26 protein-coding genes are annotated in these 22,651 nt (G+C 67.0%); 22 read left to right on the top strand and 4 right to left on the bottom strand.

Going from position 1 to position 22,651, the window contains the following annotated elements; translation table 11 throughout:
- Complete coding sequence (locus tag AC5Y47_RS19845) at positions 1–957, top strand: SDR family NAD(P)-dependent oxidoreductase (protein WP_499945976.1); 957 nt, start codon at positions 1–3, stop codon at positions 955–957.
- Here AC5Y47_RS19845 and AC5Y47_RS19840 read toward each other — a convergent pair.
- On the bottom strand, positions 944–1,576 hold the full coding sequence (locus AC5Y47_RS19840; protein WP_499945962.1) for a hypothetical protein: 633 nt from the start codon (positions 1,574–1,576) through the stop codon (positions 944–946). The genes AC5Y47_RS19845 and AC5Y47_RS19840 overlap by 14 nt on opposite strands.
- A 78-nt stretch (positions 1,577–1,654) precedes the next feature.
- Between AC5Y47_RS19840 and AC5Y47_RS19835 the strand changes: the two genes are divergently transcribed.
- From AC5Y47_RS19835 to AC5Y47_RS19825, 3 genes are read left to right on the top strand one after another with little or no spacing between them, the layout of a single operon-like run.
- Positions 1,655–3,160 carry a carboxylesterase/lipase family protein gene (locus AC5Y47_RS19835; RefSeq protein ID WP_499945961.1) on the top strand — a complete coding sequence of 502 codons (1,506 nt, stop codon included), beginning with the start codon at positions 1,655–1,657 and terminating at the stop codon, positions 3,158–3,160.
- 18 nt (positions 3,161–3,178) lie between these two features.
- Positions 3,179–5,191 (top strand): DUF7064 domain-containing protein, encoded by a 2,013-nt coding sequence (locus AC5Y47_RS19830; RefSeq protein WP_499945960.1) that lies wholly within the window; start codon positions 3,179–3,181, stop codon positions 5,189–5,191.
- The gene (locus AC5Y47_RS19825) at positions 5,158–5,706 is read left to right on the top strand and encodes a gluconokinase (RefSeq protein WP_499945959.1); all 549 of its coding nucleotides are present in this window, start codon (positions 5,158–5,160) and stop codon (positions 5,704–5,706) included. Before AC5Y47_RS19830 ends, AC5Y47_RS19825 begins: the two co-directional genes overlap by 34 nt.
- Here the strand turns inward: AC5Y47_RS19825 and AC5Y47_RS19820 are convergent.
- The gene (locus AC5Y47_RS19820; RefSeq protein WP_499945958.1) at positions 5,675–6,760 is read right to left on the bottom strand and encodes a DoxX family membrane protein; all 1,086 of its coding nucleotides are present in this window, start codon (positions 6,758–6,760) and stop codon (positions 5,675–5,677) included. The genes AC5Y47_RS19825 and AC5Y47_RS19820 overlap by 32 nt on opposite strands.
- Positions 6,761–6,875: 115 nt before the next feature.
- On the opposite strand from AC5Y47_RS19820, the gene AC5Y47_RS19815 reads away from it, so the two are divergent.
- From AC5Y47_RS19815 to AC5Y47_RS19750, 14 genes are all read left to right on the top strand, one after another.
- Positions 6,876–7,439 carry an isochorismatase family protein gene (locus AC5Y47_RS19815; RefSeq protein ID WP_499945957.1) on the top strand — a complete coding sequence of 188 codons (564 nt, stop codon included), beginning with the start codon at positions 6,876–6,878 and terminating at the stop codon, positions 7,437–7,439.
- Positions 7,436–8,233: a nuclear transport factor 2 family protein gene (locus AC5Y47_RS19810; RefSeq protein WP_499945956.1), complete on the top strand. Its 798-nt coding sequence runs from the start codon at positions 7,436–7,438 to the stop codon at positions 8,231–8,233. Before AC5Y47_RS19815 ends, AC5Y47_RS19810 begins: the two co-directional genes overlap by 4 nt.
- A gap of 134 nt (positions 8,234–8,367) precedes the next feature.
- Positions 8,368–9,687: an ABC transporter substrate-binding protein gene (locus AC5Y47_RS19805; RefSeq protein WP_499945955.1), complete on the top strand. Its 1,320-nt coding sequence runs from the start codon at positions 8,368–8,370 to the stop codon at positions 9,685–9,687.
- Complete coding sequence (locus tag AC5Y47_RS19800; protein ID WP_499945954.1) at positions 9,684–10,610, top strand: carbohydrate ABC transporter permease; 927 nt, start codon at positions 9,684–9,686, stop codon at positions 10,608–10,610. Before AC5Y47_RS19805 ends, AC5Y47_RS19800 begins: the two co-directional genes overlap by 4 nt.
- Complete coding sequence (locus AC5Y47_RS19795; protein WP_499945953.1) at positions 10,597–11,439, top strand: carbohydrate ABC transporter permease; 843 nt, start codon at positions 10,597–10,599, stop codon at positions 11,437–11,439. Before AC5Y47_RS19800 ends, AC5Y47_RS19795 begins: the two co-directional genes overlap by 14 nt.
- Positions 11,440–11,444: 5 nt before the next feature.
- Positions 11,445–12,545: an ABC transporter ATP-binding protein gene (locus tag AC5Y47_RS19790; RefSeq protein ID WP_499945952.1), complete on the top strand. Its 1,101-nt coding sequence runs from the start codon at positions 11,445–11,447 to the stop codon at positions 12,543–12,545.
- 64 nt (positions 12,546–12,609) lie between these two features.
- Positions 12,610–13,443: a DUF3097 domain-containing protein gene (locus AC5Y47_RS19785; protein ID WP_499945975.1), complete on the top strand. Its 834-nt coding sequence runs from the start codon at positions 12,610–12,612 to the stop codon at positions 13,441–13,443.
- Between the two features lie 80 nt (positions 13,444–13,523).
- On the top strand, positions 13,524–14,048 hold the full coding sequence (locus tag AC5Y47_RS19780) for an OsmC family protein (protein ID WP_499945951.1): 525 nt from the start codon (positions 13,524–13,526) through the stop codon (positions 14,046–14,048).
- 9 nt (positions 14,049–14,057) lie between these two features.
- Complete coding sequence (locus AC5Y47_RS19775) at positions 14,058–15,125, top strand: acyl-CoA dehydrogenase family protein (protein WP_499945950.1); 1,068 nt, start codon at positions 14,058–14,060, stop codon at positions 15,123–15,125.
- A 25-nt stretch (positions 15,126–15,150) separates the two neighbouring features.
- Positions 15,151–15,756, top strand: coding sequence for an RNA polymerase sigma factor (locus tag AC5Y47_RS19770; RefSeq protein ID WP_499945949.1), 606 nt, complete (start codon positions 15,151–15,153; stop codon positions 15,754–15,756).
- Positions 15,753–16,016, top strand: coding sequence for a hypothetical protein (locus tag AC5Y47_RS19765; protein WP_499945948.1), 264 nt, complete (start codon positions 15,753–15,755; stop codon positions 16,014–16,016). Before AC5Y47_RS19770 ends, AC5Y47_RS19765 begins: the two co-directional genes overlap by 4 nt.
- Before the next feature lie 122 nt (positions 16,017–16,138).
- Positions 16,139–17,005, top strand: coding sequence for a universal stress protein (locus tag AC5Y47_RS19760; protein ID WP_499945947.1), 867 nt, complete (start codon positions 16,139–16,141; stop codon positions 17,003–17,005).
- Positions 17,006–17,137: 132 nt separating this feature from the next.
- On the top strand, positions 17,138–18,031 hold the full coding sequence (locus AC5Y47_RS19755; protein ID WP_499945946.1) for a universal stress protein: 894 nt from the start codon (positions 17,138–17,140) through the stop codon (positions 18,029–18,031).
- A gap of 40 nt (positions 18,032–18,071) precedes the next feature.
- Positions 18,072–18,260, top strand: a complete 189-nt coding sequence (locus tag AC5Y47_RS19750; protein WP_499945945.1) for a hypothetical protein — start codon at positions 18,072–18,074, stop codon at positions 18,258–18,260.
- 256 nt (positions 18,261–18,516) lie between these two features.
- Here AC5Y47_RS19750 and AC5Y47_RS19745 read toward each other — a convergent pair whose 3' ends face one another.
- Positions 18,517–18,963, bottom strand: coding sequence for an Hsp20/alpha crystallin family protein (locus AC5Y47_RS19745; RefSeq protein ID WP_499945944.1), 447 nt, complete (start codon positions 18,961–18,963; stop codon positions 18,517–18,519).
- Positions 18,964–19,104: 141 nt separating this feature from the next.
- On the opposite strand from AC5Y47_RS19745, the gene AC5Y47_RS19740 reads away from it, so the two are divergent.
- Positions 19,105–19,470: a MerR family transcriptional regulator gene (locus tag AC5Y47_RS19740; RefSeq protein WP_499945943.1), complete on the top strand. Its 366-nt coding sequence runs from the start codon at positions 19,105–19,107 to the stop codon at positions 19,468–19,470.
- On the opposite strand, the gene AC5Y47_RS19735 is transcribed toward AC5Y47_RS19740, so the two are convergent.
- On the bottom strand, positions 19,471–20,937 hold the full coding sequence (locus tag AC5Y47_RS19735; protein ID WP_499945942.1) for an aminotransferase class I/II-fold pyridoxal phosphate-dependent enzyme: 1,467 nt from the start codon (positions 20,935–20,937) through the stop codon (positions 19,471–19,473). It lies immediately after the preceding gene.
- A 76-nt stretch (positions 20,938–21,013) separates the two neighbouring features.
- Here AC5Y47_RS19735 and AC5Y47_RS19730 point away from each other — a divergent pair, with 76 nt between their 5' ends.
- From AC5Y47_RS19730 to AC5Y47_RS19720, 3 genes are read left to right on the top strand one after another with little or no spacing between them, the layout of a single operon-like run.
- On the top strand, positions 21,014–21,643 hold the full coding sequence (locus AC5Y47_RS19730) for a flavodoxin family protein (protein ID WP_499945941.1): 630 nt from the start codon (positions 21,014–21,016) through the stop codon (positions 21,641–21,643).
- Between the two features lie 26 nt (positions 21,644–21,669).
- The gene (locus AC5Y47_RS19725) at positions 21,670–22,209 is read left to right on the top strand and encodes a DUF1360 domain-containing protein (RefSeq protein ID WP_499945940.1); all 540 of its coding nucleotides are present in this window, start codon (positions 21,670–21,672) and stop codon (positions 22,207–22,209) included.
- Positions 22,210–22,233: 24 nt separating this feature from the next.
- On the top strand, positions 22,234–22,650 hold the full coding sequence (locus tag AC5Y47_RS19720) for a ChaB family protein (protein ID WP_499945939.1): 417 nt from the start codon (positions 22,234–22,236) through the stop codon (positions 22,648–22,650).
- Position 22,651 lies beyond the last annotated feature (1 nt).

The raw sequence follows: 22,651 nt of genomic DNA, 5'->3' as shown, positions 1-22,651 counted from the left end.
GTGAACGGCCTGCGCTTCGACGACCGAGTAGCCGTGATCACCGGCGCCGGTGGAGGTCTGGGTGAGCAGTACGCGTTGCTGCTGGCCTCCCGCGGCGCGCGGGTCGTGGTCAACGACATCGGATCGTCGGTGACCGGCGAAGGATCCGACGCCGCGGCGGCCGACGCGGTCGCGGAAGCGATCCGCGAACAGGGCGGCCAAGCCGTCGCCGACACGCACAGCGTCACCGACCCCCAAGGCGGACAAGCGATCATCGACACCGCGCTGGCGGCCTGGGGGCGGGTGGACATCGTGATCAACAACGCCGGGATCGTCGGTGACGCGCCGTTCGAGGACATGACCGCCGACCGTGTCCAACCGCTGCTCGACGTGCACCTCAAGGGTGCGTTCCACGTGACCCGCCCGGCGTGGAAAGTGATGCGCGAGCAGCGGTATGGACGCGTGCTCAACACCTGCTCGGCAGCCGGGATCCTGGGCGCGGAGAACATGAGCAACTACGGGGCGGCCAAGACCGGTCTGATTGGTCTGACGCGCGTGCTGGCGGCCGAAGGCGCCAAGGACAACATCAAGGTCAACGCCATCTCGCCGATCGCGCTCACCCGGATGTTGACGCATTCCATCGATCAGACCGGTGACCCGGACGATCCGGGCGCGCAGGCGGTGCTGGATGACCTTGTCGGGCAATACCTTCGGCGGCTGGATCCGGGCCTGGTGGCCCCGGTTGCGGCGTTTCTGACGCACGCGGACTGTCCGGTTTCCGGCGAGATCTACACCGTCGGCGCCGGCCACGTCGCCCGGTTCTTCGTCGGCCGGACCAGAGGTTTCTACAGTCCCACGCTGTCCGTCGAGCAGGTGCGTGACCATCTCCAGGAAATCCGCGACGAAACGGGCTATACCGTTCCCGGCGGCCCTGGCGACGAGATGACCGAACTGTTCGCCACCATCATGAGCAACTGAACGCCACACCGACACCGTCGGGTGGCGGCACCGACTTCAGACACCCGAACGGTTCGATACCCGCGGCGCTGAACCGGGCGGCGGACTGGTGGGCGTAATTCACACAGAACAGGCCGGCTTGGTCTGCGCGGCAGCGAAAGTCGCCGAAGGACACCGCGTCACCGTTGGCCAACTCCGCCCCGGTGCCGGCGAGAAACGGCCCCGGATCGGCGCGCGCCGCGCCGATCTGCAGGCGGGCGCCGTCGAAGTCGACCCACCCGCCCTTCCACTCGCCATAGGCCGTCTCGGGAGGCGGCGGGGGACTGGCCAGCTCGACCAGACACGACAGCAGGCCGGCGGTGTGCTCGGCGTCCGTCGTGCACTTGGCCTTGGCCCCCGCAGCGCTGAACGCGGTATTGCCGGCGAGCTGGTAGCGGGCCGGATCGACCGGATGAGCTGCTTCGATCCAGGCGATGACGGCACCGATCGGCGCCCCGGCCACCGGTGGGGTCGACGCCGGTTTGCTGCTGGTCGGTACGGCCGACGTGGACCCCGTCCCCGGTGTTGCCGGTTCACCGGTGTTCGAGTGCGAGCAACCGGCGACCAGCAACGGGATTGCGACCAGCGCGGCGATCCGCATGACATGAGGCTAGCCGCCAGACAGCAGATTTCGGCGCTACCCGCGCCGTGCCCGCGACGATTCCGCTACCGTCGATCTATGCATGAGCGCACCGTCCGCGCCCGTACAACCGCCGGCACCGTCGAAGGGTTCACCCGCGACGGCGTCAACCGCTGGCGATCCATTCCCTACGCCCGCCCACCGGTGGGCGCGTTGCGCTATCGCGCGCCGCAACCGGCGCAGCCCTGGTCCGGGGTGCGGCACTGCCACGGGTTCACCAACTGCGCGCCTCAGCAGCGCCGCTACACGCTGCTCGGCGTCAACCGGTACCAGCCGATGAGCGAGGACTGCCTGACCCTCAATGTCGTCGCCCCGGAACGCGGCGGCGACGGCCCGCTGCCGGTCATGGTGTTCATTCACGGCGGCGGGTACATCCTGGGCAGTTCGGCCACCCCGATCTACGACGGCGCCGCGCTGGCCCGCCGCGGCTGTGTCTATGTGTCGGTCAACTACCGGCTGGGCGCGCTGGGCTGTCTGGATCTGTCAGCACTGTCCACGGCGGACGTCACCATCGACAGCAACCTGTACCTGCGCGACCTGGTGCTGGCGTTGCGGTGGGTCAAGGACAACATCGCCGGCTTCGGCGGCGACCCGGACAACGTGACGATCTTCGGCGAGAGCGCCGGCGCGCACATCACCGCCACGATGCTCGCGGTGCCCGCCGCCGAGGGCCTGTTCCACCGGGCGATCTCGCAGAGTCCGGCGGCCGGCATGATGCGTTCGCAAGACGTCGCCGCCGAGTTCGCCACCCGCTTCGCGCGGCTTCTCGGCGCCCGCGGGCAGGACGCGGCCGACACGGTGATGCGGGCACCGGCCGCGCAACTCATCGACGCCCAGCACCAGTTGATCGACCAGGGCATGCAGCAGCGGCTGGGCGCCTTCCCGATCGGTCCGGTCTTCGGTGACGACGTGGTGCCCATCGAACCCGTCGAGGCGATGCGTTCGGGTCGGGCGCACCGGGTCCCGCTGATCGTCGGCACCAACGCCGACGAGGGCCGGCTGTTCACCCGGTTCCTCGGGATGCTGCCGACCAACCGCAAGATGGTCGAGGAGCTGCTCGCCGATCTGGAACCCGCTGCCCGCGAACGCATTACCGCCGCCTACCCCAAGTACCCCAAGCAGTCGGCGTGTATCCAGTTAGGCGGTGACTTCGCGTTCTGCACGGCGGCCTGGCAGATCGCCGACGCGCACGGCCTGCACGCGCCCACCTACCTGTACCGGTACGACTACGCGCCGCGGACCCTGCAATGGTCCGGTTTCGGGGCCACCCACGCCACCGAGTTGCTGGCGGTCTTCGACATCTACCGCACCCGGTTCGGCGCGCTGCTCACCGCCGCGGCCGACCAGCGGGCCGCCCTGCGGGTCAGCAACGACGTGCAACGACGCTGGCGGGCGTTCAGTCGTACCGGCGTCCCGGGTGACAACTGGCCGGTCCACACCGACGACGAGCGAGCGGTCCTGGTCTTCGACCGCAAGCCCCGCGTCGAGTTCGACCCGCACCAACACCGTCGGCTGGCCTGGGAGGGTTTCACGCTGGCGCGGTGACCTGGCACGCTGTCCTTCATGGGCACGAACACAGACCAAGCCATTGAGCGTCCCGGCGACCTGACCGCCGAATGGCTGACCGCGGCGGTCCGTGCCGGCGACGTCGCCGAGTTCACCGTCGAACGCATCGGTACCGGCCAGATGAGCGAGTGCTACCGCATCGGGCTGACATACGCCCACCCCGAACCCGTTGCCGGCCGCCCACATTCGGTGGTGTTGAAGGTCGCGGCGACCGACCCGGTGAGCCGACAGACGGGGCTGGCAATGGGCCTCTACGAGCGCGAGGTCCGTTTCTACCACGACATCGCGCCGCGGTTGGGTGGCGCGATCGCGACGTGCTACCACGCCGCCATCGACGTCTCCACTGGAATCTTCGATCTCCTGCTCGACGACGCGGGACCCGCCGCGGCCGGTGACGAGATCGCCGGTGCCACAACCGAACAGGCTCAGCTGGGCGTCACCGAGTTGGGCCGTCTGCACGGGCCGCTGCTGGGGGACGCGACGCTGGCCGACGCCCAGTGGCTCAACCGTGACTCGCCGCTGAACCAGGCATTGGTCACCGCGCTCTACGCCGACTTCGTCAACCGTTACCGCGATCAGATCGCACCCGAACACCGCGCGGTGTGCGAGCGTCTCGTGGAGTCGTTCGACGGATATCTGGCCCAGGAGGCTGCCCGCGGCGGAATCCAGGGCTTGGTGCACGGCGACTACCGGTTGGACAACATGCTTTTCGGTGCCCCGGGAGCCAACCGGGCACTGACGGTTGTCGATTGGCAGACCGTCTCGTGGGGACCGGCACAGACCGATCTGGCTTACTTCCTGGGCTGCGCCCTGCCGGTGGCGGACCGCCGTGACCAGTACGAGGACTTGCTGCGGGCATACCATCAGGCCCTGGGCCCGCAGCCAGCCATCACCCTGGACGAAGTCCGGGAAGGCGTACGCCGGCAGAGTTTCTTCGGCGTGATGATGGCGATCGTCTCGTCGATGCTGGTGGTGCAGACCGAGCGTGGCGACCGGATGTTCATGACGCTGCTGCAACGGCATTGCGAACATGTCCTGGATACCGACGCGTTGGCGACATTGCCCGCGGCCGCGGTACCCGAGCCGCTGCGGCCGGCACCGGAGGACGAACTCGCCCACGCCGCCACCGACGAGCCGCTGTGGAGCGAAAGCTGGTACGCCGATTTCGTCGACCCTGCGGAGGGGCTGGGCGGCTGGTTCCGGCTCGGCTGGATAGCGAACGAGCAGCAGGTGTGGATCCACGCCTTACTGTGCGGGCCGGACCTGCCCACCATCGCCGTCGATACCAAAGTGCCACTGCCACAAAGTCCTTGGGCGGTACGGTCCGACACCCTCGAACTGCACCACGCGGCCGACGACCCGCTGCGCAGCTATCGTGTCGACCTGCGCGCGCAGGGACGCTCGTACGCCGATCCGTCGGCATTGCTGCGCGGCGAAGCGGGAGAGCCCGTCGAACTCGCGATGAATCTGGTGTCGGCCACCAGCGGGATCCCCTACCGGTACCGGGTGACGACGCGGTACGAGATCCCGTGCACCGTGTCGGGCACCGTCACCGTCAAACACGCTCGCTACCAGTTGGATTCGGTCCCCGGACAGCGCGACCACTCGTGGGGGGTACGCGACTGGTGGAGCATGGACTGGATGTGGAGTGCGCTGCACCTCGACGACGGGACCCATCTGCACGCGCTGAGCCTACAGATCCCCGACACCCCGCACCTCAGCATCGGCTACGCCCAGGACGCGGCCGGCAACATCGTCGAGCTGAGCGCGGTGAGCATCCGGGAAGCGTTCGGCGGCAACGGTTTACCGCAGGACACCACACTGCAGATCGAGCCGGGGCAGCTCACCGCAGACGTCGTCGTCCGGGCGCACGCTCCGGTGCGGCTGACCGCCGTCGACGGCCGGGTCAGCCAGTTTCCCCGGGCATGGGTCGAGATCACCACCACCGACGGCCGCAACGGCGTGGGCTGGATGGAATGGAACCGCAGCCGGACCGAACAGAGCCGGTGAAACGTCCGGCGGGCCCCGTCGTCGTGATGGGGGTTTCCGGGTGCGGCAAGTCGACCGTCGGGGCGGCGCTCGCGCAGCGGTTGAATGTGGCTTTCCTGGACGCCGACGCCCTGCACCCCCCAGCAAACGTCACCAAAATGTCTGCCGGGCAACCGCTTTCGGATGCCGACCGGCATCCGTGGCTGGAGCGGGTCGGCGCCTGGCTGACCGGGCACCCTCGATGCGTGGTCAGCTGTTCTGCCCTGAAGCGCAGCTACCGCGATCAATTGCGCGGACACTGCGCCTCAGCGCAGTTCTTGCACCTGGACGGGTCGAGCGACCTGATCGGCGCACGCCTGGCCGCCAGGTCCGGTCACTTCATGCCGGCAACGTTGCTGCAGTCACAACTCGACGCGCTGGAGCCGCTGGGCGCCGACGAGCACGGTGTGGTCGTGCGACTCGCCGAGGACCAGGACGTGAACGCCGTCCTCGACGCGTTCCTCGCTAGCGTCCCCAGCGCTTGCGACGGCTGCTGAGTTCGTCGTCCAGCCGGTCGCGTGCGGTCAGGGCTAGTTCGTTGCTGCGAGCAACCGCCCGGTCGGCGAGTTCGCTGCCTCGGTGCGCGGCCCGGTCGGCGAGTTCGCTGCCCCGGTTCACCGCCCGGTCGGCGAGTTCACTGCCCCGGTGCGCGGCCCGGTCAGCGAGCTCGCTACCCCGATTGGCGGCGCGGTCGGCGAGCTCGCTGCCACGGTGGCGCGCGGTCTCGGCGAACTCCACGCCGCGGGTCTGCGCGGTGTCGGCCAACTTCTTGCCACGCTTGCGCGCCTTCTTGGCATACGGCGCGCTCTTCTCCACCGCGGTGCTGGCCAGCTCTTCTCCGCGCTTGCGGGCCTTCTTCGCGTAGGGCGCGCTCTTCTCGGCAGCCGTGCTGGCCAGTTCGCGACCGCGTTCCAGTGCCGCCTCGGCGTAGGGCTGGCTCTTTTCGGCGGCCGTGCTGGCCAACTCCCGACCACGCTCGAGCGCAGCCTCGGCGTACGGTGCGCTCTTCTCCGCGGCCGTGTTGGCCAGTTCGCGGCTGCGCTCGGCACCGGCCTGCAGGCCATGCACGATCCGCTCACCCAACTCCGAATCCAGGAACGAATCGCTGGACCCGGACACCCGGTCCGACAGCCGCTCGGCGGCGCGGCGACCACGCCAACCCAACGACGGCTTACCCGCGGTGTCGGCGGACGCGATGATCAGCCCGCCCAGCAGACTGACGTCGCCCAGGAACGCGCGCCGCTTCTCGGCCTTGCGTTCCGGGTCGGTTTCGTTCCAAAACTGGTGTGTGCCAAGGTTGCCCGGAATCACGGTCAGCGCCAGCGCCGCCGAAGCCAGCCGCGGCAGCCGGCCCGCGGCCAGCAACACCCCACCGCCGATCTGGACGGCGGCGTTGATTTGAGCGAACGTCTCGGCATCCGCGGGAATGTTGGAACTGACCGACTCCGGCAGCGACTGCAAACCGTCGACAGTCGGTTGTGCGGCTTGAGCTGCGGGTTTCGGGTTCAGCAGCGCCTCTATTCCTTGGCCGATGAAGACAGCTGACAGCATGGGTCGCGCGATTCGTCGGATCAACATGGGCGGTGTGTTCCCCGGTCGGCCAGCCCACAAACCGCTGGATTCGTGCCAATCCTCCGTCCCTGCAGCGGGGGATAGGGTGTACCCCGTGCGGGCACTGATCATCGTCGACATGCAGAACGATTTCTGCGAGAGCGGAGCGGTACCGGTGGCCGGCGCACACGCACTGGCGCAGTCGATCAACGACCATCTGACGGGTGCACCCGGCTACGACCACGTCGTCGCGACCAAAGACTTCCACATCGACCCGGGCGACCACTTCTCCGACGACCCCGACTTCGCTTCGTCGTGGCCGCCGCATTGCCGGGCCGGCAGCGTGGGAGCGCAGTTCGACCCCGATCTGGACACCCGGCCCATCGAAGCGATCTTCCGCAAAGGCGCCTACGCCGCGGCCTACAGCGGTTTCGAAGGTGTCGACGAGCGTGGCACCGCCCTGCTGGATTGGCTGCGCCGGCGCGATGTGGACGCCCTCGACGTGGTCGGCGTCGCCACCGACCACTGCGTGCGGCACACCGCGCGGGACGCGGTCCGGGCGGGGTTGACCACCACGGTCCTGTTGGACCTGACCGCGGGGGTCTCGGCCGAGTCCGTCGCACACGCACTGAGCGAGATGCGCAGCGCCGGTGTCGAGTTGATCGGGAGTCGGCGATGACCACAGCAGAGCGAGACGAGTTGCTGGCCACGGTGGAACGCTCGCCGCAGGCGGTGGCCGCGCACGACCGCGCCGCCTGGGTGCAGGTGTTCGCACACGACGGCCGGGTCGAAGACCCTGTCGGGTCGAGTCCGCACATCGGGCACGACCAGATCTATCGCTTCTACGACACCTTCATCGGTCCGCGCGACATCACGTTCCACCGGGATCTGGACATCGTCAGCGGCCGCGCCGTGTTACGCGATCTCGAACTCGAAGTCGGCATGGGTCCGGGTGTCACCATGTACATTCCCGCCTTTCTGCGTTACGACCTTCGAGAAGTCAACGGCGAGTGGCAGGTTGAGCGACTGCGGGCCTACTGGGAGCTGCCGGCGATGATGCTGCAGTTCCTCAAGACAGGTGCGCGGGCATTGCCCCCCGGCGTGCACCTCGCCCGAGGATTGCTGGGCAACCAGGGTCCGCGCGGCACCGTCGGGTTCATGACCGGGTTCCGCCGCGCCGGGGCGCGTCACAAGAAGCTCGTCGAGAACTTCCTGGGTGCGTTGACCCGACGCGACGAGACCACTGCATCGGGCGCGTTGTCGGCCACGGCCACAATCACTTTGGGTGACGACGACACGCTCGATCTGGCCGGACTCGCCGAGCGGCTCCGCGGCGGCAAGTGGACCAAAGTGATCGGCGCCGGGTCCACCGTCGTCGTGGGAGTCAGCTCCGAGCGCGGACGCGGCATCCTGTTCGCCGATGTGGCCCGGCGCGGCGATCGGATCAACCAGATCCGTTACTTCCCAGGCTGATTGGGCCTGTCGTGCCGAGCGGCACGGCCGCGGAACTCGCCGGGCGGCGACGTTGGACAACGCCGCGGCTGGTGGCGAGGAAGATAATCCCTTAAGGTCCGCTATGCCGCACTGCGGCCGACACCGGGAGCGTCATGTTCGACAAGCCGTTTGCGCGGCGCAGCCTGCTGCAGGGGGCGGGCACGGTCACCGCAGCCGCAATGGCGCCGTGGGTGAGCGGGTGTTCCTCGGACGACGACGACGCCCTGACCTTCTTCTTCGCGGCCAATCCCGACGAGATCCGGCCACGGATGCGGGTGGTCAACGAATTTCAGCGTCGGCACCCCGATATCAAGGTGCGTGCGCTGCTGTCCGGTCCGGGCGTGATGCAGCAGTTGTCGACCTTCTGTGCGGGCGGCAAATGCCCGGACGTGCTGATGACCTGGGAGTTGACCTACGCGGAACTGGCCGATCGTGGGGTGCTGCTGGATCTCAACAGTTTGTTGGCCGGTGATCGCGCCTTCGCTGCGCAACTCGTGTGGGACAGCATCGACACGCTGCAGAACTCGTTCGTGTTCAACGGCGGCCAGTACGCCCTGCCCGAGCAGTGGTCGGGGAACTTCCTGTTCTACAACAAGGAGATGTTCGCCGCGGCCGGGGTAGCGCCACCGCCGCGCGCGTGGCAACAGCATTGGAGCTTCGGCGAATTCCTCGACGCGGCTCGAGCTCTCACCCGACGCGACGCCTCGGGCCGGATCACCCAGTGGGGTTTCGTCAACGCGTGGGTCTCGTTCTATGCGGCCGGTCTGTTTGCCATGAACAACGGCGTCCGTTGGTCGACTCCGCGGACGAATCCGACGCACCTGAACTTCGACGACGACGCCTTCGTCGAGGCGGTGCAGTTCTACGCCGACCTGATCAACAAGCACAAGGTTTCGCCCAGCGCCTCCGACCAGCAGTCGATGTCCAACGCCGACTTGTTCTCGGCGGGCCGGGCGGCGATCGCGCTCGGTGGGCACTGGCGCTACCAGACTTTCGACCGCGCGCGCGGCCTGGATTTCGACGTCGCGCCGTTGCCGGTGGGTCCGAACGCACAGCAGGCTTGCTCGAACATCGGTGTCACCGGTCTGGCCATCTCGGCGACGAGTCGACGCAGGGAACAGGCCTGGCAGTTCGTCAAATTCGCCGCCGGGCCGGTCGGGCAGGCTCTGATCGGCGAATCGGGATTGTTCGTACCGGTGCTGCGGTCCGCGCTGCATTCCGAGGGGTTCGCCCGCGCACACCGACGGATCGGCAACCTCACGGTGCTCACCGACGGACCGGTGGTATCCGAAGGTCTGCCCATCACCCCGGCGTGGGAGAAAGTCGTGGCGCTGATGGACCGCAACTTCGGACCGGTGCTGCGAGGTTCCCGGCCGGCCAGTGTTCTGACCGGATTGTCGCGAGCCGTCGACGAGGTGTTGCGTAACCCATGACCGCCATCGACGCACGCCCCGAGATCCGCCGTTCGCGCCGACGTGAGTGGGCCGGTCGCCTGTTCGTCGCCCCCAACCTGGCCGCCGTCGTCGTCTTCATGGTGTTTCCGCTGGGCTTCTCCCTGTACATGAGCTTCCAGGACTGGGACATGTTCACCCCGGCTGAGTTCGTCGGAGTGGCGAACTTCCACCGCCTGTTCACCTCCGACCCGTTGTTTCTGATAGCAGTGCGCAATACGGTCATCTACACCCTGGGGACCGTCTTGCCGACCCTAGCGATCAGTCTCGTCGTCGCCGGACTGCTGAACCGGAAAATCAAGGGCATCAGTGTCTTTCGAACCCTAGTCTTCCTGCCACTGGCCATCTCTTCGGTGGTGATGGCCGTGGTCTGGCAGTTCGTCTTCAACACCGACAACGGACTGCTCAACATCATGCTCGGCTGGGTGGGGATCGGCCCGGTGCCGTGGCTGGTCGAACCGCGCTGGGCCATGGTTTCGCTGTGCCTGGTCAGCGTGTGGCGCAGCGTCCCGTTCGCCACCGTGATCCTGCTGGCCGCGATGCAAGGCGTTCCGGAGACGGTGTACGAAGCGGCGAAAGTCGATGGCGCGGGCGAGGTTCGGCAGTTCGTGTCGATCACCGTGCCGCTGATCCGGGGCGCCCTGTCGTTCGTGGTTGTCATCTCGATCATCCACGCATTCCAGGCCTTCGATCTGGTCTACGTACTGACCGGAGCCAACGGCGGTCCCGAAACCGGAACCTATGTGTTGGGCATCATGCTGTTCCAGCACGCGTTCTCGTTCCTGGAATTCGGATACGCCTCGGCGCTGGCCTGGATCGTCTTCGCCATCCTGCTGGTGTTGACGGTGCTGCAGTTGCGGATCCTTCGGCGGCGTTCCTGGGAGGATTCCCGTGGCCTCGGCTGACCGGTCGCTGTTACGCAACAGCATTCGCGCGGCAACCCTGTACGCCGCGCTCATCGGCGTCGCCTGGTGCGCGCTGTTTCCCATCCTGTGGGCGCTGTCGGGGTCGCTGAAGAAGGACGGCGAGATCAGCGAGCCCCGACTCCTCCCGTCCAGCCCGCAATGGTCCAACTACACCGAGGTGTTCGGGTTGATGCCGTTCTGGCGAATGTTCTTCAACACCGTGCTCTATGCCGGCTGCGTGACCGCGGGTCAGGTGTTCTTCTGCTCGCTGGCGGGATATGCGTTCGCGCGGCTGGACTTTCGCGGCCGTGACACGTTGTTCCTGCTTTATCTCGGCACCCTCATGGTGCCGCTGACCGTGACGGTGATTCCCCAGTTCATGCTGATGCGGGCCGCGGGCTGGGTCGACACCCCGTGGGCGATGATCGTCCCGGGATTGTTCGGCAGCGCCTTCGGCACCTATCTGATGCGGCAGTTCTTCCGCACGCTGCCAACCGATCTGGAGGAGGCCGCGATACTCGACGGTTGCTCGCCGTGGCAGATCTACTGGCGCATCCTGCTTCCCCACGCGCGGCCGGCGGTGGTGGTGCTGGCCGTGCTCACCTGGGTCAGCGTGTGGAATGACTTCCTCTGGCCGCTGCTGATGATTCAACGCAACAGCCTGGCGACGCTGACACTGGGCCTGGTCCGGCTCCGTGGCGAGTACGTCGCCCGCTGGCCGGTGTTGATGGCCACCTCGATGCTGATCCTGCTACCGCTGGTCGTCGTCTACGCGGTCGCGCAACGTTCCTTCGTCCGCGGCATCGCCATGACCGGGCTGGGCGGGTAGCGCCGATGGCTTCGGTGAGTTTCGAGCAGGCCACGCGACGCTATCCGGGCGCCGACCGGGCGGCGCTGGATCGGCTGGACCTTGAGGTCGGTGACGGTGAATTCGTCGTCCTGGTAGGGCCGTCCGGGTGCGGCAAGACGACATCGCTGCGGATGGTGGCCGGGTTGGAAACCGTTGACTCCGGCCGTATCCGGATCGGCGGGACTGACGTCACACATGTCGATCCCAAGCACCGCGACGTCGCGATGGTTTTCCAGAACTACGCGTTGTATCCGCACATGACCGTGGCGCAGAACATGGGCTTCGCCCTCAAGGTGGCCAAGACACCGAAGTCCGAGATCGGCGAACGGGTACTGGCCGCGGCGAAAATGCTTGACCTGGAACGTTTTCTGGATAGCAAGCCCAAGGAGCTATCCGGCGGGCAACGGCAGCGGGTGGCGATGGGCCGGGCCATCGTGCGCCGCCCCCGGGTGTTCCTGATGGACGAGCCGCTGTCCAACCTCGACGCCAAGCTGCGCGTGCAGACGCGCAATCAGATCGCCGCCCTGCAACGGCAACTGGGTACCACCACGGTTTACGTCACCCACGATCAGGTCGAGGCGATGACCATGGGTGACCGCGTCGCGGTGTTGTGCGACGGCGTGCTGCAACAATGCGCGCCGCCGCGCGAGCTGTACCGCAACCCCGCGAACGTGTTCGTCGCCGGCTTCATCGGGTCGCCGGCGATGAACCTGTTCACCCTGCCGGTACTGAATTCCGCGGTGTCACTCGGCGACTGGGAGATCCGGATACCGCGCGAGATTTCCGCTACGTCGACCGACATCGTCGTCGGCGTTCGACCGGAACACTTCGAGGTCGGCAGCGTCGGCATCGAGATGGAGGTCGACGTGGTCGAGGAACTGGGCGCCGACGCATACCTGTACGGGCGGGTCACCGGCTCGGACACGGTGATCGGCCGGCCCATCATCGCCCGCACCGACGGCTACGACCCGCCGGCCAAGGGCAGCCGGGTGCGTCTGCATCCGCAGCCGGGGCACCTGCATTACTTCGGCGCCGACGGTCGCCGTATCCCGTCTGCTCGCGCCACGCCCCTTCCGCGAGAGTGAAATCGGCGACACGTCCGCGGCGTGTCTCGTCGTGAAATTCACACTCGGCAAGAACTATTGCCGGGTGATCGATCGCTACGGAACCGATGTCCTGGCCGGGTCGGGACGGCGTAAGCCCCGCTCGGTCGAGCAGCCCGTCGAGCTCGGCATGGTCGTCGAGGACGCACAGACCGGCTACGTCGGCGCTGTGGTCCGCGTCGAATACGGACGCGTCGACCTCGAAGACCGGCACGGCAAGACCCGCGGGTTCCCGCTGGGGCCTGGCTTCCTGCTGGAAGGCCGACCCGTGATACTCACCGCACCACGCCGCGCGGCCCCCGCGCCCGCCGGCCGCACCGCCTCCGGGTCGGTCGCCGTGCCAGGCGTGCGCGCCCGGGTCGCCCGGGCCGGCCGAATCTACGTGGAGGGTCGCCACGACGCCGAACTCGTCGCTCAAGTCTGGGGCGAGGACCTCAAAATCGAGGGCGTCGTCGTCGAATACCTCGGTGGCGTCGACGATTTGGTCGGCATCGTGCACAAGTTCCAACCCGGCCCGCAGGCGCGGCTGGGGGTGCTGGTGGATCACCTGGTCGCCGGGTCGAAGGAGTCACGCATCGCCGAGGCGGTGCGACGGGGCCCCGGCGGCGCTGACACGTTGGTGGTCGGACATCCCTACGTGGACATCTGGCAGGCGGTCAAGCCGCAGCGGCTCGGACTGCAGGCCTGGCCGACGGTGCCCCGGCACGTCGAGTGGAAGCACGGGATATGCCAGGCGCTGGGCTGGCCGCATGCCACCCAGGCCGACATCGCGCGCGCCTGGCAGCGGATCCGGTCGAAGGTACGCGATTGGAACGACTTGGAGCCGGCACTGATCGGGCGGGTCGAAGAGCTCATCGACTTCGTGACGCAGCCGGCGTAGCGCTGTGGCGTAGATCACCGTCACGCTCTCGCAGGCGCGCGGCACCAACTCCATGAACCCGAGTGGAATGGAGGAAGTCAATGACCGACGCGCTGATCATCGATGCCGAGGGCCTCGACCGCCTGTCGTGTAACGCCAAGGCCGACCCCAGCACGGGCAAAAAGACCTTGAAGGCCAAGACGGTCTGCGAGTCCGGATTCCGGAACATGACCTACGTGCGGGATCTGGCGCCCATGCTGGTGGGCGAGCCTCCGGCGCTGCTGGGCGACGACTCGGCGCCCAATCCATCCGAAGCCTGCCTGGCTGCACTCGGATCGTGCATCTCGGTGGGCCTGTTGGCCAACGCCACCCACCGCGGCGTGACGCTGACCAAGATCGAGGTGGAGATGGAAGGCGACATCGACATCTCGGCGGTCTGGGGTGTCGGCGACACTCCGGACGGCAAGGTCCTGGGCATCACCGACGTGCGCTGCAAGGTGACTCTGGCCGGCGACGCCGACGATCAGACGCTGCAGGAGATCCACGACAACGCCATCGCGTGGTCGCCCGTGGTCAATACATTCAGGCGTCCTGTAACTGTCGACTCGGCGCTGTCCATCGGCTAGGCAGTCACAATGACCACGACGACCGACGCCGCCATCGGCCTGCTCGACTCGGAGCTGTTGGCAGACATCCGTGCCCATGCCTGCGCCCTGGACCGCGGGGAGGACACCGCCCGCCGCAGCTTCGCGGCGCTCGGTGCCGCCGGTTTGCTGGGCGTGGGAGCGCCGGGCAACGCCGACGGCAAGCTGCGCGAGATGGCCGAAGTGATCAAACTGATCTCCGCGGAGTGCATGAGCACCGGATTCGCGGTGTGGGCCAACCGGATGGCGGTGGAGTATTCGCTCAGCGCCGCAACGCCGTTCGGCCTCGAGACGGTGCCGGCACTGCTGACCGGAACCACGCTGGGGGTGACGGGCATGGCCGCGGCCTTCAAAGAATTGGCGGGCTGCGGCAGTCTCGAACTCACCGCGACCACGGTCGACGGCGGGTACCGGGTCAGTGGTCCCATCCGCTGGGCTTCCAACCTCTACGACGACTCCCTGCTGGTCACCGCGGTACGCACCGACGGTGGCGAGAAGCTGATCGTGGCGCTGCCGTTGAGCACCCCCGGAGTGACGGTCGGGGACCATTTCAAGCTGCTGGCCATGGACAGCACGGCGTCTTCGTACCTGGAGTTGACGGACGCCTACGTTCCCGACGAGCAGGTGCTGGCCACCGACTTCGAAGGTTTCCTCGGCGCGGTCCGACCCACCTTCCTGGTCCTGCAGTCCGCGATGTGCATTGGGTTAGCCAAAACCACGGTGGCACAAGCCAAGTTGGGACTCACCGGGGTGAACGCGGTGTTCGCCGGCGAGGTCGACCAGGTCGCCGAGAAACTCGACCGAGCCGAGACCGCCCTGGACGAGTTGGCCGGCGCCGTCGGGGGAGCCGAGCCGCCCAGCAAGAGAGACTTGCTCTCGCTACGGCTGTCCGCAGCCGAGACCGTCAGCGCCAGCGTGGCTTTGGAGATTCGTACCGCGGGCGGCAAGGGCTATGCCAGTAAGACTCCGGCCAGTCGTCGATATCGTGAGGCCGCATTCATCCCGGTCCAGTCGCCGTCCGAAGCTCAATTGCGCTGGGAGCTGAACGGGTGTTCTTGAACGGCCGTCGACGGTGAGTCCGCCGGTGGTCGTTCACGAGGGATTGGAACCCGAACGCCTGGTCGGGGGGATATCGGTGGCCGCATTGGTCCGCGACTACCACCGGCCGATGGTCAACTTCGCTCGCACGCTGGTCGACTCGGCTGCGCTGGCCGAGGAAGCGGTGCAAGAAGCATGGGTGCAGGTGCTGAAGTCGGCGGAGTCGTTCGAGGGTCGATCCTCGGTGGCGACCTGGTTGTTCGGGATCGTCAAACACACCGCGTCACGGCACCGCCGTCGGGAGACGCGGATCCGCGAACACGAGATGCTCGGCACCGAGGATGCCGACCCGTTGTCCGGGCGGATGCACCCGGCAGGTCACCCCGACGCCGGCCACTGGCGTCTGCCGCCATCGCGGCGCTTTCTGCCGGAAGACCAGACCATGCACCGCGAACTCGTCGGGTACGTGCGAGCGGCGCTCGACACGTTGCCGGTGCGGCAACGACAGCTGATCATCCTGCGCGATCTCGTCGGCACCTCGTCGGAGGAGGCGGCCGAGATCCTGGAGTTGTCGGCCGAGGCGCAGCGCGCGCTGCTCTACCGCGCCCGAGTAAACCTTCGCAACGAATTGGAAAAGCGGTATCAACGATGACCGGTCACGACAACACCGTCCCTGCGATCGACTGCGTCGAGTTCGTTCGGCTCGTCGACGACCTGGTCGACTCCGACCCGCGACACTGGGGCCCGATCGTCGCGCGGCATCTCCGAGACTGCCCGCCCTGCCTGGTCTATCTGCAACAGATGCTGGATCTGAAGGTGTTGCTCAATCACGTCTTCGACGGCGAGAAACTCAGCGACTCGCACGTCGCGGGGGTGGTCAATACGCTGAATACGTTGCGGGACAGGGGTTGAGGGTAGCCGCGGGAGGTCTACCGAACGGGGCCGTGCGCTCGGCCGTCGAGATTGCATCTGTGCAGCAGAACGTCGAGTGGGGACCGGCCGATTCTCCATCTGGGCGACTACTATCGGGGCTTGTGGCTGAATTCGGGATCCTGGTCGCGATCGACGGGTCGGCGGAGTCCGACGCGGCCGTAGCCTGGGCGACCCACGAGGCGGCGATGCGCAATGTGCCCCTCACCCTGCTGCACGCGGTCGCCCCGGTGGTGGTCGGCTGGCCGGTCGGCCAGCTCTACACCGAAATGCCGGACTGGCAGAAGGACAACGCTGATCACGTCGTCGCGCACGCCCGCAAAAGCGTGTCGCAAAGCGATACACAGCCGCCCGCCGTCAACGTCGAAGTGGTCTATGCCAGCGTGGTTCCCACGGTGGTCGATGCGTCCGAGCACGCCCAGATGGTGGTGGTCGGAAACCAGGGAATGGGCACGTTGGGCCGCATGTTGTTGGGCTCGGTCAGCTCCGCACTGATTCAGCACGCGCACTGCCCGGTCGCCGTCATCCGTTCCGGCGACGGCACCATCGCTCCGGACCCGCACGCGCCGGTGCTGGTGGGTATCGACGGCTCGCCGGCCTCCGAAGCCGCGACGGCGCTGGCCTTCGACGAGGCATCGCGCCGCGGTGTCGACCTGGTCGCGTTGCACGCCTGGAGTGACATCGGCGTGTTCCCGGTCCTCGGAATGGACTGGCACGACCGCCAAGATCAAGGTCAGGAAGTTCTCGCCGAACGCCTGGCGGGGTGGCAGGAACAGTATCCGGACGTCCACGTGCAGCGCTCGCTGGTGTGTGACACCCCGGCGAAGTGGTTGCTGGAAGCGGCCGAGCGGGCGCAGTTGCTGATCGTCGGCAGTCGCGGCCGCGGCGGGTTCTCCGGCCTGTTGCTCGGGTCGACCAGTTCGACGGTGGCGCACTCGGCGAAGATTCCGGTCATCGTCGTCCACTCCTAGCAGGGGCCTTTGGTCCTTGCCGTCGAAGGCCGTTCGACCGGCGCGGACAACGACCGGAACCGATACGGTGGTTGTCGACAGCTCCTTGACCGGGCGATGCCGGCCCGCATGGACTGACGAAGGGACAGCGAAATGAGCTCAGGCACAGCCGGATCCGCCAAGCCGCACGGCGTCCTGGTCGGGGCCGACGGCTCGCCCGCGTCGAAAGTCGCCGTCGTCTGGGCGGCCCGTGCTGCGGCGTTGCGAAACGTTGCACTCACCGTCGTGCATGTGGTCAACGCGGACGTGGCGACGTGGCCGCCGATGCCCTACCCGGACACCTGGGCGGTCTGGCAGGAGGACGGCGGGCGCAAGATCGTCGCCGAAGCGGTCGAGGTCGCCCAAGCGGCCGTCCCGGACCGCGAACTCACTGTCCACAGCGAGCTGGTGTTCGCGACACCGGTGGCCACCATGGTCGAAATGTCAAAGGATGCAGAGCTTTTGGTGGTGGGCTCGTCCGGTCGGGGTGCGGCGGCCCGGCTGCTGCTCGGCTCGGTCAGTGCCAGTGTGGTGCGGCACGCGGACTGTCCCGTCGCCGTCGTCCACGACGAGGACCCGCTGATGCCCAACCCGCTCGGCGCTCCCGTCTTGCTGGGCATCGACGGTTCCCCCGCCTCGGAGGCGGCCACCGCGGTTGCGTTCGACGAAGCATCGCGGCGCGGCGTCGAACTGATCGCGTTGCACGCCTGGAGTGACCGCGAAGTGATCGAGCTTCCGGGCCTGGACTGGTCGCAGGTCAAAACTCAAGCCGAGATCAGCCTCGCCGAGCGGCTGGCCGGTTGGCAGGAACGCTATCCCGATGTCACCGTGCAACGGGTGGTGGTGTGCGACCAGCCGGCCCGCCAACTCGTCGAACGGTCGGAATCGGCTCAGCTCGTCGTGGTGGGCAGTCACGGGCGCGGCGCGATCGCGGGCGCGCTGCTGGGCTCGGTGAGCAACGCCCTTGTGCACTCGGCACGCATGCCGGTGATCGTGGCCCGGGGATAGCCGGGGGTTGAAACACGGCCACGTGGGAAACCACTGTCGCATGGCTGAATTCAGAGTTATCGACCCGCACGGCGAAGTCGTCGCGACCAAGGAGATCGAAAGCGCCGACGATGCCCACGCGTGGTTCGTCGACACGGTCGCCGACAATTCCGAGCTGGGTTGGCGGATGGAAGTGAACTCCGACGGCGAATGGTCGTTCTTCGACGACACCGAAGGCGCATCGAAGTAGGGTCAGGCCTGGCCCACGCGGGCGGAGGCGGTCAGTAGCAACTGGTCGAAGTCGCTCGCGACGGCACGGCGTGCGGGACCCCGCGGAAGTCTTCGACAATCTGCTAGGCCAACACCCGCAGCTTGACATTGGACTCGTGCATCTGCTGCAGCTGATTGGACCATTCCCAGCTCCGGTAGGCGAAGAGGAAACGAAACCAACCGCGGTCCGGGCGACGACCGGCAGCTAGGTCGCCGACCCGAACTGCGGGGTGTGATTAGGCGTTAATGACTTCGCGCTTGGTCTCGTCGTTGATCGCATGGTGCCCGTTGCCGCGACCGACGGAGATCTTGCGCGGCTTTGCCCGCTCGGCCACCGGTATGCGCAGTCGCAGCACGCCGCCGTCGTAGTTGGCTTCTATCCGCTCGGTGTCGAGATTCTCACCGAGGACCAGCTGACGGCTGAAGACGCCACGGGGCCGTTCGGCAGCCAACATCTCGCGGTCCGGGTCCACGCTTGGACGCTCGGCTCGCACGGTCACCACGTTGCGTTCGATGTCGATGTCAAGGGTGTCGGCGTCGACACCGGGAAGGTCGAACTCGACCACGAACTCTTCACCTTCGCGCCACGCGTCCATCGGCATCACCGCTGGCCGGGCGGCGGTTCCCAGCACCTGCTGGGCGAAGCGGTCCAGTTCACGGAACGGGTCAGTACGCATCAGCATGGCGGTCACCTCTCACTCCAATCTGTATTCTGGGCGACATAGTGATCTATGTCAGATGGCATAGATTTCTTATAACACCTTGGCTAGAAGATCGCAAGTGTGGTAAATAAGTTTTCTGTCGTATGACGGAGGGGACTACTGATGAGCGAGCGTCCTGGCGGCGCCGGAGCGCCGGCACCCGAGCACGGTGTGTACGGGATCTCCGTTGCCGCGGAACTCTCCGGCGTCGCGGTGCAGTCACTCCGCCTCTACGAGCGTCACGGCTTGGTCACCCCCGCCCGCAGCGATGGAGGAACACGGCGCTACAGCGCGCGCGACCTGGCCCGGTTGCAACGCATCAGCGCCCTGGTCGACGCCGGGGTCAACCTGGCCGGAATCGCACGGATCCTGAGCCTTGAAGACGACAACGCCGAACTGTCCGCGGCCAACACCGATCTGCGTTCGGCCAACCGTAGCCTGCGCAGCGCGGTACGGGACGCTCGCGACGACGGCCGACCGCCGGCGTGATCAGCCTCGGGCGACCACCCGAAATTGCTGCATGCTCTGATCCGCCGCGTCGGGCAGGTTCATGCCCGCTTCGACACCGGAGCGCAAGTAGTCGATGACGGCCTCGTTGAGACGCTCGCCGGGCACCACCGCCGGGATCCCGGGCGGATACGGGGTGATCTGCTCTGCGGCGATCCGGCCGGCGGCCTTCTCGGCGGGCACCATCTCGGCCGGCCCGAAAAACGCGTCGCGGGGAAGTTGCACCGAATCCAGCTGCAGCTCGTCGGGTGACGGCAGCCGGATCTGCGGTGGCTTCTCGAAATCGTCTGCGGCCCTGCGCCATTGGGTCATGGCAGACACCAGTCGCTCGGCGGTGTGCTCGTCGTCGGCAAACGACATCGTCGCCAGGATCCGGCGATGGTCACTCATCCCCACATCCACCTGGCAGTTCTCGCGCAGCCAGTCCGCGGCCTGGTACCCCGATGTCCCGGTGGCCGAGACGTCCATCAGGACCTGAGTCCGGTCCAGGTCCTTCGACGCCTCCTCGCCCAGCAACTCGTCTTCGAGCACCAGGACATCGGGGATGTCGGCGAGCCTGGCCCGCAAATTGTGGGCCAACTCGAGTTCGGCGCCCAGCAACTCCTGGCCGTGCTCGACCATCTGGCGGCGCCACCCGTCCAGCGCGGCGTAGATCATCACGTTGGGACTGGTGGTCATCAGCAGGTCGGCGCACGCCGAAAGATGCTGCCCATCGACCAGGTCCCCCTGCACGTGAAAGACCGATCCCTGCTCGAACCCGGCCCCCATCTTGTGCACGCTGACCACGCAGACGTCGGCGCCGGCATCCATCGCCCACGTCGGCAGGTCCTCGTGGAACGGCAAGTGCGCACCCCAGGCCTCGTCGAGGATCAGAGGCTTCCCGTAACTGTGACAAACCTCGGCGATGCCCTCGATGTCGGCGCAGGTGCCGTACGGACTCGGGCTGACGATCAGCGCACCGGCGGCGTCGGGGTGCTTTTCCCAGGCATCGCGCACCTGCTCCGGCGACGGGGGATGGGTGAAGTGGTGTGCATCGTCCCAGCGGGGTGTGATCCAGCACGGCCGCACCCCGGAGAAGATCAGCCCGGCAACGATCGACTTGTGGCTGTCGCGGGCTACCAGCAAGCCGCCCTCGGCACATCCGGCCACGGCCATCATCGCCGCTTTCACCGACAGCGAGCTACCGCAGGTGGAGAAGAACGCGGTATCGGCACCCACCGCGTGGGCCATCAATTCCTCGGCGCGCGAAAGGTATTTCCCGCGGCTGAGCCGGTCGTCGAGTCCGCCGCTGGCCAGCACGTCGCTGCGGAACGGGTCCTTGCCCAGGACTGCCAGCACCCGGTCGTCGGTTCCGGCGCCCTGTCGGTGACCGGGAGGGGTGAACCCGTAGCGGTTGTAGCGGTGATAGTCGAGTAAAGCGTCCAGCAGCGGTGCCTGCGACTGATCCATCCCGGACGGGTACCCTGCCCGGACGGCGCCTACCCGGCCAAGTTTTGTCGATCGATATGCGGGTATGAACCCCACCATGACCGACCCTGCGCTGGTTCCGCTGCGTGCCGTTGCCCTGGTGTGCAGCCTCAAGCCCAGTCCCGGGGAATCGAGCAGTGAACTGATGGCCAAGCACGTCACCGGGCAGCTGGGCAAAGCAGGCGTCGAATCCGAGTTGATCCGCTGCGTGGATCACAACATTCTGCCCGGTGTCGAGGACGACATGGGCGAGGGCGACGAGTGGCCCGGCATCCGTCGCAAGATCCTCGACGCCGACATCCTGCTGATCAGCACGCCCATCTGGCTCGGTCACCCCTCGAGCGTCACCCAACGTGTCCTGGAACGCCTCGATGCGGAGTTGTCCAATACCGACGACGACGGCAGACCGGCCATGGTCGGCAAGGTAGGCGTCGTCAGTGTGGTGGGTAACGAGGACGGTGCGCACAAGGTCATCGCGGACGTGTTCCAAGGGCTCAACGACATCGGCTTCAGCATTCCGGCCCAAGGCGGTACCTATTGGACCGGCCGCGCGATGGAGTCGGTCAATTACGACGACCTCGACGAGGTGCCCGATCCGGTGGCATCGACGACGGCGGCGCTGGCCCGCAACGCCGCCCACCTGGCCCGGGCGCTGAAGCAGCAGCGCTATCCGGCGTACGAAACGTAATCCATTCTCGTGCAAGGGTGTATCAAATGAGTGACGTGAGCGAGGCCGGTGCCGAGTTGATCGCGCGCGCCCAGCGGGAAGCCGACGAGTATCGCGGCGACGAGACGCGGCCGATGGCAGGGTACGTGGCGTCCATGACGGCTTACAGCCTGTTGGTGGTCGCGGCGACGGTACTGGCAGTCGCGACCGGGCGCCGGTTGCCGAATCGCTGGCGATTGCAGGATCTTGCCCTGGTCACGGTGGGTACCCACAAGCTGTCCCGGACGATCGCCAAGGACCCCGTCACCAGTCCGATTCGCGCGCCGTTCACGCAGTATGAGGGTGCCGGCGGGCCCGCCGAGGTCAACGAAGAAGCCCGGCACGACAGCCAGCTGCGTCACACCCTCGGCGAACTGCTGACCTGCCCGTTCTGCCTCGACATGTGGATCGCCACCGGCTTCGCGATCGGACTGATCTTCGCGCCCAAGTTCACCCGCCTGGTGGCCGGCACCTTCACCGCGCTGGCAGGGGCCGATTTCCTGCAACTGGCCTATACGATGGTGCAGCAGAAAGCCGAAAGTTCCTGAGTTCGAACAGAACCGAGGTGTGAGATGCCCAAGACCACGAAGAGCGGCGCGGTCAAGAAGGACGAAATTCCCGGCACGCTGCGCCGCTCCAGTGCCAAGGCGCAACGCACCTTCGCCAAAGCTCACGACGCGGCCGCCGAGCAGTACGGCAGCGAGGAGCGGGCGCACCGGGTCGCCTTTGCCGCGGTGAAGCACAGTTACGAGAAAGTCGGCGACCACTGGGAAGCCAAGGAACAACGCGGTCCCTCCGACGACCGAGCCGAGCGCGGTGGTCTGGCCAATCCGTTGCCCTCGCAGGAAGGCGTCGACGCCAACGCCAGCAAGAAACACCTGCTCGACATCGCGCGACGGCTGGACGTGTCCGGCCGGTCCAAGATGACGAAAGACGAACTGGTGGAAGCGATCAAGAAGGAAAACCGCCGGGCCACTCGGCGACGGTGAG

The organism is Mycobacterium sp. NGS22, from assembly GCF_059813095.1.
The sequence above is the reverse complement of the archived record's forward strand: the minus strand, read 5'-3'. Positions and strand labels throughout refer to the sequence as shown.

Coding starts and splice junctions, on each gene's coding strand:
- AC5Y47_RS19790 (WP_499945952.1), top strand. CDS start 11,445: ATGGCTTCGGTGAGTTTCGAGCAGGCCACGCGACGCTATCCGGGCGCC.
- AC5Y47_RS19720 (WP_499945939.1), top strand. CDS start 22,234: ATGCCCAAGACCACGAAGAGCGGCGCGGTCAAGAAGGACGAAATTCCC.
- AC5Y47_RS19805 (WP_499945955.1), top strand. CDS start 8,368: ATGTTCGACAAGCCGTTTGCGCGGCGCAGCCTGCTGCAGGGGGCGGGC.
- AC5Y47_RS19810 (WP_499945956.1), top strand. CDS start 7,436: ATGACCACAGCAGAGCGAGACGAGTTGCTGGCCACGGTGGAACGCTCG.
- AC5Y47_RS19800 (WP_499945954.1), top strand. CDS start 9,684: ATGACCGCCATCGACGCACGCCCCGAGATCCGCCGTTCGCGCCGACGT.
- AC5Y47_RS19750 (WP_499945945.1), top strand. CDS start 18,072: ATGGCTGAATTCAGAGTTATCGACCCGCACGGCGAAGTCGTCGCGACC.
- AC5Y47_RS19820 (WP_499945958.1), bottom strand. CDS start 6,760: ATGCTGTCAGCTGTCTTCATCGGCCAAGGAATAGAGGCGCTGCTGAAC.
- AC5Y47_RS19780 (WP_499945951.1), top strand. CDS start 13,524: ATGACCGACGCGCTGATCATCGATGCCGAGGGCCTCGACCGCCTGTCG.
- AC5Y47_RS19745 (WP_499945944.1), bottom strand. CDS start 18,963: ATGCTGATGCGTACTGACCCGTTCCGTGAACTGGACCGCTTCGCCCAG.
- AC5Y47_RS19825 (WP_499945959.1), top strand. CDS start 5,158: ATGGAACCGCAGCCGGACCGAACAGAGCCGGTGAAACGTCCGGCGGGC.
- AC5Y47_RS19765 (WP_499945948.1), top strand. CDS start 15,753: ATGACCGGTCACGACAACACCGTCCCTGCGATCGACTGCGTCGAGTTC.
- AC5Y47_RS19840 (WP_499945962.1), bottom strand. CDS start 1,576: ATGCGGATCGCCGCGCTGGTCGCAATCCCGTTGCTGGTCGCCGGTTGC.
- AC5Y47_RS19830 (WP_499945960.1), top strand. CDS start 3,179: ATGGGCACGAACACAGACCAAGCCATTGAGCGTCCCGGCGACCTGACC.
- AC5Y47_RS19740 (WP_499945943.1), top strand. CDS start 19,105: ATGAGCGAGCGTCCTGGCGGCGCCGGAGCGCCGGCACCCGAGCACGGT.
- AC5Y47_RS19755 (WP_499945946.1), top strand. CDS start 17,138: ATGAGCTCAGGCACAGCCGGATCCGCCAAGCCGCACGGCGTCCTGGTC.
- AC5Y47_RS19835 (WP_499945961.1), top strand. CDS start 1,655: ATGCATGAGCGCACCGTCCGCGCCCGTACAACCGCCGGCACCGTCGAA.
- AC5Y47_RS19775 (WP_499945950.1), top strand. CDS start 14,058: ATGACCACGACGACCGACGCCGCCATCGGCCTGCTCGACTCGGAGCTG.
- AC5Y47_RS19725 (WP_499945940.1), top strand. CDS start 21,670: ATGAGTGACGTGAGCGAGGCCGGTGCCGAGTTGATCGCGCGCGCCCAG.
- AC5Y47_RS19730 (WP_499945941.1), top strand. CDS start 21,014: ATGACCGACCCTGCGCTGGTTCCGCTGCGTGCCGTTGCCCTGGTGTGC.
- AC5Y47_RS19735 (WP_499945942.1), bottom strand. CDS start 20,937: ATGGATCAGTCGCAGGCACCGCTGCTGGACGCTTTACTCGACTATCAC.